This is a genomic window from Methyloversatilis sp. (assembly GCF_051861465.1).
In the GTDB taxonomy this organism is placed as follows: Bacteria; Pseudomonadota; Gammaproteobacteria; order Burkholderiales; family Rhodocyclaceae; genus Methyloversatilis.
In genome coordinates this window covers 442,537-458,166 of record NZ_JBHYCQ010000001.1, presented here as the reverse complement: position 1 = coordinate 458,166, position 15,630 = coordinate 442,537, and the positions used below count along the sequence as shown (strand labels likewise).

At 68.0% G+C, this 15,630-nt stretch carries 12 protein-coding genes; 1 reads left to right on the top strand and 11 read right to left on the bottom strand.

The window, feature by feature from the left end; translation table 11 throughout:
- Window positions 1-4 precede the first annotated feature (4 nt).
- Genes ACTIFF_RS02105 through hemC form a run of 4 tightly spaced genes read right to left on the bottom strand, consistent with a single transcriptional unit; the run spans window position 5 to window position 4,069 of the window.
- Window positions 5-1,168, bottom strand: a complete 1,164-nt coding sequence (locus ACTIFF_RS02105; RefSeq protein WP_439535321.1) for a heme biosynthesis HemY N-terminal domain-containing protein — start codon at window positions 1,166-1,168, stop codon at window positions 5-7.
- Window positions 1,168-2,232, bottom strand: a complete 1,065-nt coding sequence (locus tag ACTIFF_RS02100; protein ID WP_439535320.1) for a uroporphyrinogen-III C-methyltransferase — start codon at window positions 2,230-2,232, stop codon at window positions 1,168-1,170. Before ACTIFF_RS02100 ends, ACTIFF_RS02105 begins: the two co-directional genes overlap by 1 nt.
- A gap of 29 nt (window positions 2,233-2,261) precedes the next feature.
- Window positions 2,262-3,065, bottom strand: coding sequence for a uroporphyrinogen-III synthase (locus ACTIFF_RS02095; RefSeq protein ID WP_439535319.1), 804 nt, complete (start codon window positions 3,063-3,065; stop codon window positions 2,262-2,264).
- Window positions 3,062-4,069 carry a hydroxymethylbilane synthase gene (hemC, locus tag ACTIFF_RS02090; protein ID WP_439535370.1) on the bottom strand — a complete coding sequence of 336 codons (1,008 nt, stop codon included), beginning with the start codon at window positions 4,067-4,069 and terminating at the stop codon, window positions 3,062-3,064. The genes ACTIFF_RS02095 and hemC overlap by 4 nt, the downstream gene beginning before the upstream one ends.
- Before the next feature lie 182 nt (window positions 4,070-4,251).
- On the opposite strand from hemC, the gene ppc reads away from it, so the two are divergent.
- Window positions 4,252-7,035 carry a phosphoenolpyruvate carboxylase gene (gene ppc / locus ACTIFF_RS02085; protein ID WP_439535369.1) on the top strand — a complete coding sequence of 928 codons (2,784 nt, stop codon included), beginning with the start codon at window positions 4,252-4,254 and terminating at the stop codon, window positions 7,033-7,035.
- 78 nt (window positions 7,036-7,113) lie between these two features.
- On the opposite strand, the gene kdpE is transcribed toward ppc, so the two are convergent.
- Genes kdpE through kdpF form a run of 7 tightly spaced genes read right to left on the bottom strand, consistent with a single transcriptional unit; the run spans window position 7,114 to window position 15,382 of the window.
- Entirely contained in the window at window positions 7,114-7,845 is a 732-nt protein-coding gene (kdpE, locus tag ACTIFF_RS02080; protein WP_439535318.1) for a two-component system response regulator KdpE, read from the bottom strand.
- Window positions 7,842-10,658, bottom strand: coding sequence for a two-component system sensor histidine kinase KdpD (gene kdpD, locus ACTIFF_RS02075; protein ID WP_439535317.1), 2,817 nt, complete (start codon window positions 10,656-10,658; stop codon window positions 7,842-7,844). The genes kdpE and kdpD overlap by 4 nt, the downstream gene beginning before the upstream one ends.
- Before the next feature lie 9 nt (window positions 10,659-10,667).
- Window positions 10,668-10,814, bottom strand: a complete 147-nt coding sequence (locus ACTIFF_RS02070; RefSeq protein WP_439535316.1) for a hypothetical protein — start codon at window positions 10,812-10,814, stop codon at window positions 10,668-10,670.
- A 3-nt stretch (window positions 10,815-10,817) separates the two neighbouring features.
- Window positions 10,818-11,426: a potassium-transporting ATPase subunit KdpC gene (gene kdpC, locus ACTIFF_RS02065; protein ID WP_439535315.1), complete on the bottom strand. Its 609-nt coding sequence runs from the start codon at window positions 11,424-11,426 to the stop codon at window positions 10,818-10,820.
- 13 nt (window positions 11,427-11,439) lie between these two features.
- Entirely contained in the window at window positions 11,440-13,524 is a 2,085-nt protein-coding gene (kdpB, locus tag ACTIFF_RS02060; protein ID WP_439535314.1) for a potassium-transporting ATPase subunit KdpB, read from the bottom strand.
- Window positions 13,521-15,293: a potassium-transporting ATPase subunit KdpA gene (gene kdpA / locus ACTIFF_RS02055; protein ID WP_439535313.1), complete on the bottom strand. Its 1,773-nt coding sequence runs from the start codon at window positions 15,291-15,293 to the stop codon at window positions 13,521-13,523. Before kdpA ends, kdpB begins: the two co-directional genes overlap by 4 nt.
- On the bottom strand, window positions 15,293-15,382 hold the full coding sequence (gene kdpF / locus ACTIFF_RS02050) for a K(+)-transporting ATPase subunit F (RefSeq protein WP_306477567.1): 90 nt from the start codon (window positions 15,380-15,382) through the stop codon (window positions 15,293-15,295). Before kdpF ends, kdpA begins: the two co-directional genes overlap by 1 nt.
- Window positions 15,383-15,630 lie beyond the last annotated feature (248 nt).

The window sequence follows — 15,630 nt, the reverse complement described above, 5'->3', positions numbered from 1 at the left end:
CGGTTCAACCCATCAGCGCGGCCGAGCGGAAATGACTGCGTGCATCCTCGCCGCGGTCGAGGTGTTCGTGCAGCAGCGCCAGTTCGACATGCACGCCACGCGTCGGCTGCACGGCCAGGGCCGCTTCGAGATAGCTCTGTGCCTTGCCCCACAGCTGCTGCGTGCGGCAAAGGCGGCCCAGCGCCAGCAACAGGCCGGCGTCCCCCGGATGCACGCGCAACCAGGCTTCGGCGCGACCGATTCGGGCCTGTACATCGCTGCCATCCGTTTCGGCGTACAGCACGACCAGCGCGGAATCCCATTCGCGGTCGAGCTGCGCCTCGATCAGCTTGCGCGCCTGCGTTTGCTGACCATCGGCGATCAGTGCTTCGCACATGGCACGTACCACCTGTGCATCTTCCCGCTCGAGCGCCGGCAAATCGCGCCAGTAGGCGTCAAGATCGGACGGATCGGCGTCACGCAGCGCACCCATGTGCGCCTGTCGGCGCACCGGTGCGGCCTGCTCCGGCGTCAGCGCACGATGCTTCTGCAGCAGGCGTACCACCCGCAGCAGGCCGACCCAGTCGCCCAGCCCGCGGCGCGCGCGCATCGCCAGTCGCAGCGCCGCCACATGGCGCTGCCCGCCGGACTGCAGCGCGTCGATCCGGGTGAGGGCATCGGCGAAATCGCGTCGGTCGGTCAGGATGCCTGCTTCGGTCATCAGGCGCGCGGTGCGCAGATCGTCATCCTGCGCCGCCTGGGCCAGCCAGTCGTCGACCTGGTCTGACTCGCGCATTTCATGCGCCGCGCGAGCACCGATCAAGGCCGCCAGTCCGGGTGACTCGCCGCCTTCGACCGCCACCCGGGCACTGCGCTGCGCCTGACCGTACCGGCCTTCGAAGTACAGCCGCGCCGAATCGCGCAGCGCGGTGACCGCGCGCTGACGGCGCTGACGCAGGCGGTAGCGGCGCGCGCGCGCCGGCATGCGCAGCAGGCCATCGACGAAATGGAACAGGCTGTACAGCGCGGCCACGCCCAGCAACAGCACGACGATGAAGAAATTCAGCGACAGTTCGATGCGCCAGGGCGACCACTGCAGCAGCACGAAGCCGTCGTTCTCGCGCGCCGCGATCACCAGGCCGACCGCCAGCACGCACAGGCCGAGCAGCCAGAGCAGCAGGCGCACCATCAGTTCGCCCCCTCGCGCACGACCGGCAGGCGCTGGCGACTGGCTTTCAGCTGCGCCAGCGCACTCATCGATTCGTTCAGGTCGGGCAGCGCTTCGCCGGGATCCACCATGCCGAGCTGGCGCAATGTGGTCAATGCGTTTTCGGTGGCGCGCGCGCGGGTGTCGAAGTAGCGCTCCACCCACTCGCCGGCCAGCCGGATGTCTTCCCGCCAGATCGCACCATTGCGCTGCAGCAGCGCGATGCGCGCATTGACCAGGCGAAGTTTCAGGTTCTCGCGCAGGAAAAAGCTGTGCGAGGGCGCCAGCAGCACCGGATCCGGGCGATCCAGCCGCTCGATCCGCACCAGCTGACGGAATTCACCCCAGATGTCCTGCAGCAGGCGTTCGACGAAGGTCGTGTCGGGGGCCGGCGTGGCAGAAATCGCAGGCGTTTCCGACGGCGAACGCTCGAACGCCAGCGGCAGCGTGTCGATGGCCGCCAGCAAGGTGTCGATGCGCAGCGCCTGCCCGGCCAGATCGGCCATCGGTGCGCGGCGCAGGCGTTCCATGTCATTGGCCATGGCGCGCCGCAGCGGCAGATAGCGGCCAGTATCGGTTCGCGCCAGCTGGGCTTCGGCGCTGGACAGTGCCTTGAGCGCCAGTTTGGCGTCGCCGGCCAGCTGCAGCTGCTGCTGACCAAGCACCAGCGCATGCTCGACCTCGGCCAGCGCGCGCTCGTCATAGGTACGTACGAGGTCGTCTGCCAGAAACTCGTAGGCGTCGATGCGCGCGCGCAGTTCGGACAACTGCACTTCCTGACTGCTCAGTCGCTCGCTGTGGCTGACCATCCCCTCGGCGCCCTGCTCGTTCGCTCGGCTCGCTTCAACCGCCTGGGCGCCGACTGCCGCCACCCGCTTGTTCAATTCCGCTTCGAGCACGCGCATGCGCTGCACCATGAAGAAACTGAGCAGCCCGAACACGATCAGCACGAACACGACCACCGGCAGCAGCCAGCCTGGCAGACGGGTTTCGGGCGCGGCCGCGGGCGGGACGTCGGTCCGGCCCGGGCTCGCTGCGGGGGGCATCGGTACTGCGGAATTCGGGGACGGGTCGGTCATGTCGATTCGGTGGAGGCGTACTGCGAAAAATAGTCGGTCAGACCGGCCATCAGGCCGGCGTCGCTGGCGGCCGTTTCGATCACCCGCGTGAAACCCTGTTCCGCGGCCTGTTCGGCGATGCGCGCATGCGGCACGAACAGCGGCAAGCCACTCAGCCGCGCGAAACAATCCGGCGTCGCGAGCGCACGCAGATTGCGCACCGATTCGGACGAGGTGAGGGTCAGCGCATGCAGCCGGCCGGCCATCACCGCCTCGTGCAGCATGGCGGCGCCTTCGGTCGGCGCACGTCGACGGTAACAGGTGACGTGGTCAACCGATGCACCGCGTTCACGCAGCGTGTCGCCGAGCAGCTCGCGACCGCCGTCGCCGCGGAAGATCAGTACCTGGCGGCCCGACAGTGCGGCGGCCGACAGCTCCGGCAACGCCAGCAGCGCTTCGGAGTCGGAGCGGCCATGCGGCACGATGACCCGCGGTATGCCGCGCGCTCGCAGCGCCTGCGCCGACTGCTCGCCAACGGTGGCTGCCGCGAGATCCGGCGGCCACGGGCGCAGTGGCAGCATGACATCCAGCGCATGCGCCACGGCGTTCGCGCTGACGAAGATGGCCAGCGCGAGCGTGTCGAGCCGGCCGGCAGCGTCGGCCACCGCCTGCTTGTCGTCCAGCGACTCGATGTCGATCAGCGGCAGCAGCAGCGGCTCACCGCCGGCTGCGCGGATCGACTCGCCCAGCGCAGCCGCCTGGGCGCGTGGGCGGGTGACCAGCACACCGCGTCCGGCCAGCGCGCGGCCTGCCCCGGTCATCGAGTGTCCAGGGCGTCGAGGATGTCCTGCGCACCGTCGGCACGCAGCAGTGCCACGCATTCGGCCGCCAGTTCGTCCGGCTGGGCGATGTTGCCGCGCACTTCGGCGGCCGCGATGCGCGTGCCATCCGGCAAGGCGACCCGGGCGCGCAGCCACAGCGCACCACCATCGACCACACAATAGGCGGCCAGCGGCACTTCGCAGGAACCGGCCAGTGCGCGCGACACCGACCGTTCGGCGCGCACACAGGCCTGCGACGGCCCGCACACCAGCGGTGCCAGCCAGGCGGCCACCTCTGGTCGCGAGGACAGCGCTTCGATGCCGAGCGCGCCCTGCCCGGCGGCCGGCAGCGACAGTTCGACCGGAATGGTTGCGCGGATGCGATCACCGAGGCCGAGCCGCTTCAGCCCGGCGGCCGCCAGGATGATCGCGTCGTACTGGCCTTCGTCGAGCTTGCGCAGCCGGGTATCGAGATTGCCGCGCAGGCTGGTCACCGCGAGGTAAGGAAAGTGGGCACGCAGCTGCGCTTCGCGGCGCAGGCTGGAGGTACCGACCACCGCGCCCGGCGGCAATTCGTCGAGATTGGCATAGCGCGACGACACGAAGGCGTCCTGAGGCGTTTCGCGCTCCAGCGTGGCCACCAGCGCGAATTCGTCGGCCAGCGTCATCGGCACGTCCTTCATCGAATGCACCGCCAGGTCGGCGCGACCTTCGAGCAGCGCGGCTTCGAGCTCCTTGACGAACAGTCCCTTGCCGCCGACCTTGGCCAGCGGACGGTCGAGAATCTGGTCGCCGCGGGTGGTCATGCCGAGTATGTCGACCTGGGTGCCGGGGTACAGGGCGGACAATCTGTCACGCACGTGTTCCGCCTGCCACATCGCGAGCCGCGATTCGCGTGACGCGATCACGATGCGCGCGGGCTTCGGGTAAGCTTGGGTTTCATGCTGCGGGACGGGATTCGACAGATCCGAAATCACGTTCTCCAGGCCGGCCGGGTAGTCCATGAGGGATAAGGGGCGTGAGGTGAACACACCGCGCGCCAGCGTAATCAGGAGCCCCACCGGCTCCTGCAGACAGCGCGCGAAACGGCCTCGGATTCTAGCAGCCCTGAATGGAACGCACTGCCCTGCCAATGCAGGCCGGCGGCGTCGTTCCCGACCTGACCGATCTTCTGGAAGGATTGCACGTGAATCAACAGGCCCAGACGCCCGTTGCGACGCACGAACGCGCCGCACACGACAAGGACCAGCCGCTGTTCGACGACATCCGCCTGCTCGGCCGCATGCTGGGCGACGTGGTACGCGAACAGGAAGGCAGCCGGATGTTCGAAATCATCGAGAACGTGCGCCAGCTGTGCGTGCGCTTCCGCCGGGATGACGACCTCGAAGCGCGCGCAGAACTGGCCAAGCTGCTGAACGGATTGAGCGACGACGACACCATCATCGTGGTGCGCGCCTTCAGCTACTTCCTGCATCTGGCCAATATCGCCGAGGACCAGCACCACATCCGGCGCGCCCGGGCGCACGCCATCGCCGGCGACGCACCGCGGCCCGGCACGCTCGCCAACGCGCTGGGCAAGGCGCTCGACGCCAAGGTGCCGGCGGAAGAAATTCTCGGCTTCTTCCGCGATGCGCTGGTGGTGCCGGTGCTGACCGCGCATCCGACCGAGGTGCAGCGCAAGAGCATCCTCAGCCAGGAAATGAAGATCGCCCGGCTGATCGACGAGCGCGACCGCACCCGCCTGACCCCTGAAGAACTGGCCGACCACGACGAAGCGGTGCGCCGCACCATCACTTCGCTGTGGCAGACCCGCATGTTGCGGCGTACGCGCCTGTCGGTCGCCGACGAGGTGATCAACGGTCTGTCCTTCTACGACTACACCTTCCTGCGCGAACTGCCGCGCGTCTACAACGCGGTCGAGGACCAGCTCGAAGCGGCCTTTCCGGAGCACAAGCGCGTCATCGGCAGCTTCCTGCGCATGGGCTCGTGGATCGGCGGCGACCGCGACGGCAATCCGTTCGTCACCGCCGACGTGCTGCGCTCGACGCTGCGCGTGCAGTCGGCCCGCGCGCTCGACTATTACCTGACGCAGGTGCACATCCTCGATACCGACCTGTGTTCGACGATGATGCTGAACAATGTCAGCGACGAATTGCGCGTGCTGGCCGCCACCGCACCGGACAAGTCGCCGCACCGCGAGGACGAGCTGTACCGGCGCGCGCTGGCCGGCATCTACGCCCGGCTGGCCGCCACCGCGCGCACGCTCGACCAGCATGAGGCGCTGTGGAAGGCGGTCGGCGACGCCGACCCCTATCGCAACGCCGCAGAATTCGTGCGCGATCTCGACGTGATCCACGATTCGCTGATCGGCCACAAGTCGCGCCTGATCGCGCGCGGCCGGCTGCGCCGCCTGCGCCATGCGGCACGCGTGTTCGGCTTTCATCTGGCCGCGCTCGACCTGCGGCAGAACTCGGATGTGCATGAACGCGTGATCGCCGAATTGCTCGCCAACGCGCACGTGTGCAACAACTACCTCGATCTGCGCGAAGAGCAGCGCATCGAAGTCCTGATCAACGAGCTGGGCACGCCACGGCCGCTGACCTCGAGCTTCATGCAGTTCTCGGAAGAAACCGAAGGTGAGCTGGCGATCGCCCGCACGGCGGCGCAGATGCACGCGCTGTACGGTCCCGAAGCACTGCCCAACTACATCATTTCCAAGGCCGACGGCGTGTCGGACATGCTGGAAGTGGCGCTGATCCTGAAGGAAGTCGGGCTGCTGAACGTGCATGAGCGGCGCGCCGCGATGAACATCATTCCGCTGTTCGAAACCATCGGCGACCTGCGCAATGCGCCGCGCGTCATGGACCGCATCTTCACCATCCCGATCTGGCGCGTGCTGCTCGATGCCCGCTCGACGACGCAGGAAGTGATGCTGGGCTATTCAGATTCGAACAAGGACGGCGGCTTCCTGACTTCGGGCTGGGAGTTGTACAAGGCGGAAACCCGGTTGGTGCAGGTGTTCAAGCGGCACGGCGTGCGGCTGCGTCTGTTCCACGGCCGCGGCGGTTCGGTCGGTCGGGGTGGCGGCCCGAGCTTCCAGGCCATCCTCGCGCAGCCGGCCGGCGCGGTGCAGGGCCAGATCCGCGTCACCGAACAGGGCGAGGTGATCGCGTCGAAGTATTCGAATCCCGATGTTGGCCGTCGTAACCTGGAAGTGCTGGCCGCCGCCACCTTCGAGGCGACGCTGCTGGGCAAGCGCGAAGGCGATGCGCCACCGGAATTCACCGACGCGATGGAAGAGCTGTCCGGCTATGCCTTCAAGGCCTACCGCAATCTCGTCTATGAAACCGAAGGCTTCGAGAAGTACTTCTGGGAGTCGACGGTCATTTCGGAAATCGCCGAGCTGAACATCGGCTCGCGCCCGGCCTCGCGCAAGAAAGGCCAGAAGATCGAGGACCTGCGCGCGATTCCATGGGTGTTTTCGTGGTCACAGTGCCGCCTCATGCTGCCGGGCTGGTACGGCTTCGGCACCGCAGTGAACGAATATCGCGCCAAGCACGCCGACGGTCTGGCGCGGCTGCAGGCCATCGTGCACGAGTGGCCCTTCTTCGCGACACTGATTTCCAATATCGACATGGTGCTGTCGAAGACCGACATCGCGATCGCCAGCCGTTACGCCGAGCTGGTCGAGGACGAAGCGCTGCGCACCGCGATCTTTTCGCGCATCCGCGCGGAATGGCAGTCCACGCTGGAGGCGGTGAGCCAGATCACCGGCGCGCCGGAACTGCTGTCCACCAATCCGCTGCTCGCCCGCTCGATCCGCAACCGCTTCCCCTACATGGAGCCGCTGAACCACCTGCAGGTGGAACTGCTGCGCCGTTTCCGCAGCGGCAACCGCCACGAACGCACGCGCCGGTCGATCCACCTGACCATCAATGGCGTGGCGGCGGCACTCCGGAACAGCGGGTAGATCGATGCGGGTGGCCGGCGGACCACAGCACATGCGCTGTTCCGCCTGCACGGAAGTCGCGTTCCGCAGAAGCGGTGATCAGCCCGACGAAGGTGCGCCGGCCTGCGGCGGATCGACGATGAAGCGGTAGCCCACGCCGGTTTCGGTCAACAGATGCTGCGGTCGTGCCGGATCGGTCTCGAGTTTGCGGCGCAGATGGCCCATGTAGATGCGCAGGTAGTGCCCGTGCTCGACGCTGTTCGGCCCCCACACCTCGCACAGCAGCTGGCGATGCGTCAGCACCTGTCCTTCGTGAGCGGCGAGCTGGGCGAGCAGGCGGTACTCGACCGGTGTGAGATGCACCGGCTCGCCGCTGCGCGTGACCAGGCGACGCGCCAGATCGAGCTGGAAATCGCCGAAACGCAGCGGTGCCGCCGCCTCCGCGCTGCGGGCCATGCGGCGCAGCGCCACGCGCACGCGCGCCATCAGTTCGCCGACCGAGAACGGCTTGACCAGATAGTCGTCGGCGCCGGCATCGAGCGCTGCGATCTTGTCGGTATCGCCGACGCGTGCCGACAGCACGATGACCGGCATGCGACTCCAGCCACGCAGATCCCGGATCAGGTCGATGCCATCGCCATCCGGCAGCCCGAGATCAAGCACGACCAGATCGGGCTTGCGCGTGCCTGCCTCGATCAGACCCCGCTGCAGGCGGTCGGTGTCGAACACCTGGTGGCCTTCTTCTTCCAGCGCCTGACGCACGAAGCGGCGGATGCCGGGGTCGTCCTCGACGATCAGGATGCGGGCAGGCGGCGTGTGCACGACGTTCATCGGCCGGAGTGTGCCGCATCCGATACCGCGGTGGAGTCCGGTGGGTCGGGCTGCGCCGGTGCGGCGCGCTGCGGAAGGGTGCAGCGAAACACCGCACCGTGCGCCGGCGGCGGACGGTTGGTCGCTTCGATATCGCCACCGTGCGCGCGCATGATGGCGCGGCAGATCGCCAGCCCGAGGCCGACGCCCGGCGTGCTCGATTCGGCATCGCCGCGCGTGAAGGACCGGAACAGGCGGTCGGGGTCGCCGGGCGGCAGACCCGGGCCGTCGTCCGCCACTTCGATGACCATCGTGTCACCGTCGGCATTGCGCGCGCCGTACGCCGTCAGCTGTATCGAAGTGCCGGGCGGCGTGTATTTGGCCGCGTTCTCCAGCAGATTGACCAGCACGCGTTCGAGCAGTACCGCGTCGCCATAGAGCAGTGGCAGATCGTCCGGCAGGCGGATGCTGACCGGATGCTGCACCAGCACGCGCTCGATGGAGCGCATCGCACTGCCGGCCAGTTCTTCCAGCGACTGCCAGTCATGGCGCAGGGCTACGGTGCCGGCTTGCAGCCGGGCCATGTCCAGCAGATTGCTCACCAGCTGCGCCGTGCGCCGTGACTGCTCGACGATGGCCTGCGCACTGGCACCGTGTGGTGAGCCGTCGCGCGCCAGCGCGCCCGACAGGTTTTCCGCCTGCCCGATCAACGTGGTCAGCGGTGTGCGCAGGTCGTGCGACAGCGCAGCCAGCAGCGAATTGCGCAGGCGTTCGGATTCCATCGATACCAGCGTGTCCTGCGCAACCGTCACGAAATGCACCCGTTCGATGGCGATGGCGACCAGCGCGGCATAGGTGTCGAGCAGCTGTCGCTGTTCCGGAATCATCAGCAGCCGCGCGTTGGCCGGTTCGACCGCAATCACGCCGCGCGTGCGCATCGGCGCCTGCAGCGGCAGATAGAGGGTAGAGCTGCCGGGCAGCGTGTCCGTGCCGTGACCGGCCGGCTCCCCGTGATCGTGCGCCCACTGCGCCAGCCCGATGTCGGGCGGGTGTCCCGGCGACGCGGCTGAGCCCGCCTCGTCATCGCCCTGAGCCAGCACCAGGCGGTTGTCCGCATCCGGCAGCAGCAATGCCGCATGGCCGCGGAATGCGTGCTCGACGTAGCGCCGCCCGATGTCGGTCACCTGTTCAAGCGTGAGTGCCTTGCCCAGCTCGCGCGCCATTTCGAACAGGCTGCGCGCGCGTTCTTCGCGATAGCGCGCCACCCGCGCCTGATACTGCAGCGAAGCCGTGAGCTGACCGATGATCAGGCCGACGATCATCATGACCGCGAAGGTGATCAGGTACTGGGCGTCACTGACAGAGAAGGTGAAACGCGGCGGCACGAAAAAGAAATCGAACGCCAGCACGTTGATCAACGCCGCGGAGAGCGCAGCGCGGCGGCCGAACTTCGCGGCGATGATGACCACCGTCAGCAGGAACAGCATGACGATGTTGGCGAGGTCGAAGAAGGGCAGCAGCGGCGTGGCGAGCAGGGACACGGCGGCACTCGACGCCAAGGCCCATGCATGGCCGCGCCGCCTGAGCGCGCGCGCCTGTACGTCGTGTACGTCACCGGCGGGCGGCGGCGGCACAGTCTCCTGCGACGAAGGGTCGAGCGCAATCACCATGAACTCGATCTCGGGCGCGCGCCGGGCCACCCGCTCGCCGAAGTGGCGCCGTGCGGTGAGGCGACGCCACAGCGTGGTGGCGCCGCCGCGCAGCGTGTGGCCGGTCACCAGCGTGCCCAGATTGTGCTCGCGCGCATAGCTCACCGCTGCGGCTGCGGCGTCCTGCGCACTGAGCGTGGCCGTCGTTGCGCCGAGCGATTCAGCCAACTTCAGTGCGCCCAGAATGGCGCGTCGACGCGCCTCGGGCAGACGCTGCAGCGCCGGCGTTTCGACATGGATCGCGTGCCAGGGCGCATCGCCGAGCGCGGCACGGCGCGCGGCCGCGCGTACCAGCCGTTCGCTTCCCGGGTCGGGGCCGACGCACACCAGCAGAGCATCGCTGACCTGCCACACGGTGCGCCGGTCGGCGCTGACATGCTCGCGCCGGTAGCTGCGGACCTCGTCATCGACCCGCTCGGCAGTGCGACGCAAGGCCAGCTCGCGCAGCGCCATCAGATTGCCTCGGCGGAAGAAATTCTGCACCGCGCGCTCGGCCTGTTCAGGCAGATACACCTTGCCCTCGCGCAACCGGCGCAGCAGGTCTTCGGTCGGCAGGTCGACCAGCACCACTTCAGCGGCCTCGTCGAACACGTGATCGGGCACCGTCTCGCGCACCCGGATGCCGGCGATGCCACCGACCACGTCGTTCAGGCTTTCGATGTGCTGCACATTCACCGTGGTCCACACGTCGATGCCGGCATCGAGCAGTTCGTCGATGTCCTGCCAGCGCTTGGGGTGGCGCGAACTGGCGGCGTTGCTGTGCGCCAGTTCATCCACCAGCAGCACCGCAGGGCGGCGTGCCAGCGCGGCGTCGAGGTCGAACTCCCCCGGACGCGTTTCGCTCAATGAACGGCCTTGCGGCGGCACGTGGCGCCGCGGCAGCTGTTCCAACCCCTGCAGTTGCAGCGCGGTTTCGCTGCGGCCATGGGTTTCGATCACGCCCACCACCACATCGACCTGCTGTTCGCGCAGGCGCTGCGCCGCATTGAGCATGGCCCAGGTCTTGCCGACGCCGGCCGAGGCGCCGAAGAAAATCTTCAGCCGGCCGCGCGCCGCGCGGGCATCGGCGGCCTGTGTCGCGGCGAGCAGCGCGTCGGGGTCGGGGCGTGCCGGTTCTTCGGTCATGCGTGCACTTTACTGCGCCGGCGGACGCTCATCGGACGGGGCGGCGGTGTGCTGCCGGCGAGGCCGCGCGTCGACGTCCAGCAGCCACCAGGCCAGCAGCAGCGGGCACACCAGCGCAAGCACGAGCAGCACCAGGGACGCGATGTCCTCGTCCATGATTCAGCGCTCCGCATCGAGTGCGCGGTTGAGCGCCACCACATTCACCCGCGGCTCGCCGACGATGCCCAGCCAGGGGCGCTGCGCCAGCTGCTCGATCAGCGTCTGCACGGCGGTGATCTCGATGCCGCGTGCGCGCGCCACGCGGGCCGACTGGTAAAAGGCGGCCGCCAGACTGATGTCCGGGTCCAGCCCGCTGGCCGACGCGGTCACCAGATCCACCGGCACCGGTGCCCGGTTGTCCGGATCGGCGGCGCGCAGCGCTGCGATGCGCGCGCGTGCCGCATCCAGCAATTGCGGGTTGTTCGCGCCCAGATTGCTGCCGCCGGAAGCACTGCCGTTGTAGGGCATGGAGGCGGTGGCCGACGGGCGCGACCAGAAATGGCCGGGCGACGCGAAAGGCTGGCCGATCAGCGACGAGCCGACGATGGTTTCCCTGCTGACTTTACCCTCATCGTCGACACGTTCGTGGATCAGCGACCCGCGGGTCTGCGATGCAAACATCGACTGCGCAGCCAGCGTCACAGCCAGCGGATAGACCAGTCCGGTGATGACGCTCAGCAGCAGGAAGACGGACAGCGCGGTGCGGCAGTGCGCGAGCAAGGCATGCATGGTCGGGCTCCGTTCAGGCAAGGTGCAGCGCGTTCAGCGCGAGATCGATCAGCTTGATGCCGGCGAACGGCACGACGAGTCCGCCCAGGCCGTAGATCAGCGCGTTGCGGCGCAGCAGCGCGCCCGCGCCGAGCGCACGATAGGCGACGCCGCGCAGCGCGAGCGGAATCAGCACCACGATGATCAGTGCATTGAAGATGACCGCCGACAGGATGGCCGAGCTGCCGGTGCCCAGCGCCATCACGTTGAGCGCACCCAGCTGCGGGTAGGTGCCGGCGAAGGCGGCGGGCAGGATGGCGAAGTACTTGGCGACATCGTTCGAAATGCTGAAGGTGGTCAGCGCGCCGCGCGTCATCAGCATCTGCTTGCCGATCTCCACCACCTCGATCAGCTTGGTCGGATTGCTGTCGAGGTCGACCATGTTGCCGGCCTCCTTCGCCGCCTGCGTGCCGCTGTTCATCGCCACGGCAACGTCGGCCTGGGCCAGCGCAGGCGCATCGTTGGTGCCGTCGCCGGTCATCGCCACCATGCGCCCCTCGGCCTGGTAGCGGCGGATCAGCGCGAGCTTGGCTTCCGGCGTCGCCTCGGCCAGCACGTCATCGACCCCCGCTTCGGCGCCGATGGCCGCGGCGGTGAGCCGGTTGTCGCCGGTGATCATCACGGTCTTGATGCCCATGCGCCGCAGCTCGGCGAAGCGCTCCTTGATGCCGCCCTTGACGATGTCCTTCAGCTCGACCACGCCCAGCGCGTGCGCGCCGTCGCTGACCACCAGCGGCGTGCTGCCGCGGCGCGCGGCGTCTTCGACGATGCGCATCAGTTCTGGCGCGAAGCGCCCGCCCTGCGCTTCGACATGCACGCGAACCGCTTCGGCCGCACCCTTGCGGATCTGCCGGCCTTCCCAGTTCACACCGCTCATGCGGGTCTGCGCAGTAAAGGGCACGAAGATCGCGTCGTGCGACAGCAGCTGACGTTCGCGCAGCGCGAATGTCTGCTTGGCAAGCACGACGATGCTGCGGCCTTCGGGCGTTTCATCGGCCAGCGAGGCGAGTTGCGCGGCGTCGGCCAGCGCCTGTTCGGTCACGCCCGGTGCCGGCAGGAAGGCGGCCGCCTGGCGGTTGCCCAGGGTGATGGTGCCGGTCTTGTCGAGCAGCAATACGTCGACGTCGCCGGCCGCCTCGACCGCGCGGCCGGAGGTCGCGATCACGTTGGCGCCGAGCATGCGGCTCATGCCGGCCACGCCGATGGCCGACAGCAGGCCACCGATGGTGGTCGGGATCAGGCACACGAGCAGGGCGACCAGCACCGTGATGCCGACCGGCTCGCCCGTCCCGGCCGCTTCGACCGCGTGCATCGAAAATGGCAGCAGGGTGACCGTGGCCATCAGGAACACCAGCGTCAGCGTCACCAGCAGGATGGTCAGCGCGACTTCGTTCGGCGTCTTGCGTCGCTGCGCACCTTCGACCATGGCGATCATGCGGTCGAGAAAGCTTTCGCCCGGATTGACCGTGCAGCGCACGACGATCCAGTCCGACAGCACGCGCGTGCCGCCGGTGACCGAGGAGAAGTCGCCGCCGGCTTCGCGGATGACCGGCGCCGATTCGCCGGTGATGGCGCTTTCGTCCACCGACGCGACGCCTTCGATCACCTCGCCGTCGCACGGCATGGTGTCGCCGGCCTCGACCAGCAGCACATCGCCGATGCGCAGCGCACTCGTATCGATGGCGTCCCAGCGCTCGCCGTGGTGCGGCGCACGCAGCTTCTTCGCCGTGCCCCGCTTCTGCAGGCTGCGCAGGCTGGCGGCTTGCGCCTTGCTGCGGCCTTCGGCCATCGCCTCGGCGAAATTGGCGAACAGCACGGTGAACCACAACCACAGCGCATTGGCGCCGATGAACCAGGTTGCCGCCTCGCCGTGCCCGAACAGCGCCTGCAGCCACAGCGCAGTGATCAACGCGGCGCAGACATAGACCAGGAACATGACCGGGTTGCGCCACTGCGCCGCCGGGTTGAGCTTGATGAAGGCGTCGCGCAATGCGCCGCGCAGCAGCGCGGGATCGAGCAGGCTTGCGGCCGGGCGCGAAGGATGGAGCGCAGGCGTCATAACGTTCTTCCCGAGTGAAGCATGTTGAGGTGTTCGACCACCGGGCCGAGCGCGAGCGCTGGCAGGTAGGTCAGTGCGCCGACCAGCAGCACGGTCAGCGCCAGCAGCACGATGAACAGCGGGCCGTGCGTCGGCAGCGCAGCGGCGTTGCCATCGACGGCGTCGCGCGGCGTGCGATTGCGGTTGGCCAGCGCGCCCGCCAGTGCGAGCACCGGCACGATGACGGCGAAGCGCCCCAACGCCATCGCGATGCCCAGCGCCGTGTTGTAGAAAGGCGTGTTGGCCGACAGGCCGGCGAAGGCGCTGCCATTGTTGTTGGCGGCCGACGAGAAGGCGTACAGCGCTTCCGAGAAGCCGGCGCCGCCGGGGTTGAGCAGGCCGGCGCGGCCGGCATCGGTGCTCACCGCGAGGGCCGTACCGATCAGCACCAGCAGCGGCGTGACCAGCAACGCAATCGACACCCGCTTCATTTCCGCCGGCTCGATCTTCTTGCCCAGATATTCCGGCGAACGCCCGGTCATCAGCGCGGCGATGAACACCGCCAGCACGGCGAACAGCAGCATGCCGTACAGCCCCGAACCGACGCCACCGAACACCACCTCGCCAAGCTGCATCAACAGCATCGCGATGCCGCCGGCCAGCGGTGTCAGCGACGCATGCATCGCATTGACGGCGCCGCACGAGGCGGCAGTGGTGATGGCGGCGAACAGCGCGCTGGCGGCAATGCCGAAACGCGCTTCCTTGCCTTCCATGTTGCCGCCTGGCTGCAACGCGCTCGCGGCGGTATCGGCGCCCAGCGCGGCAAGTTTCGGATTGCCCGACTGTTCGAATGCCATGATGCCGAGCACCGCGATGACGAACAGCAGCGTCATCGCCGCCAGCAGCGCGTGGCCCTGACGGCGGTCACCCACCATCCGCCCGAATGTCACGCACAGCCCGGCCGGGATCAGGAAGATCACGACCATCTGCAGCAGATTGCTCCATGGCGTGGGGTTTTCGAACGGGTGCGACGAATTGGCATTCATGAAGCCGCCGCCATTGGTGCCCAGCATCTTGATCGCCTCCTGCGAGGCGACCGGGCCCATCGGCAGGGTCTGCGTCGTCAGCGTGCCGCCGTCGGCCTGCAGCCAGGGCTCGATCAGTCGCGCGCTGATGTCGGGCGAAAAGTTCTGGATCACACCCTGACCGGCGAACACCAGCGCGAGCACGAACGACAGCGGCAGCAATACATAGAGGGTGATGCGCACGACATCGACCGGAAAGCTGCCCAGCGTGCCCGTTCCCTGGCGCGCAAAGGCGCGCATCAGTGCGAACGCCACCGCGATGCCGGTGGCCGCCGACAGGAAATTCTGCACCCCCAGCCCGAGCATCTGCGTCAGGTGGCTCATCGTGCTTTCGCCGGCGTAGCCCTGCCAGTTGGTATTGGTGACGAAACTGATCGCGGTGTTGAGCGCCGAATCCGGCGCCACTGCCGGCAGCGCCTGCGGGTTCAGCGGCAGCACGGCCTGCAGTCGCTGCAGCGCATACACCGCCGCCACCCCGAGCGCGTTGAACAGCAGCAGCGACAGCGCATAGCCGCGCCAGCCCTGTTCCCGTGTCGCATCGATCCCGCACAGGCGGAACAGGCCGGCCTCGACCCGCCGCAGCCGTGTCGGCGCACCGTCTGCCACCGCAGCGAGCCAGCGCCCCATGGGCTGAGCGAGACCCCATACGAGCGCAAGGTAGCCGCCGAGCAGCAGCACCATCTGCAGGGTGATGGGCGCGGCCATCAGAAGTCTTCCGCGCGCCACAGCGCGACCAGCAGATACACGAACAACCCGGCCGCGAGTGCGGCGCAGAGGGCAAGCATCCCGTCCATCCTGTCCACCTTTCCGTCGATGACCCAACAGCGATGCATCGTCGGCGCATCGGTGAAAAGACGGTCTATAAATCCGGGGACGGGGTGTAAACGCGGTGTATTCGGGCATCGGCCAGTGCAGGCTGCGGGGCGTGCTGTGGGAGCCGGCCCTGTGGGAGCGGCGGCCTCGCCGCGATCCGTGCCGCGATGGTCATCGTGCGAAGTGCGTATCGCGGCGAGGGCGGAGCGGGGGTTTCGGCGAGCACTGC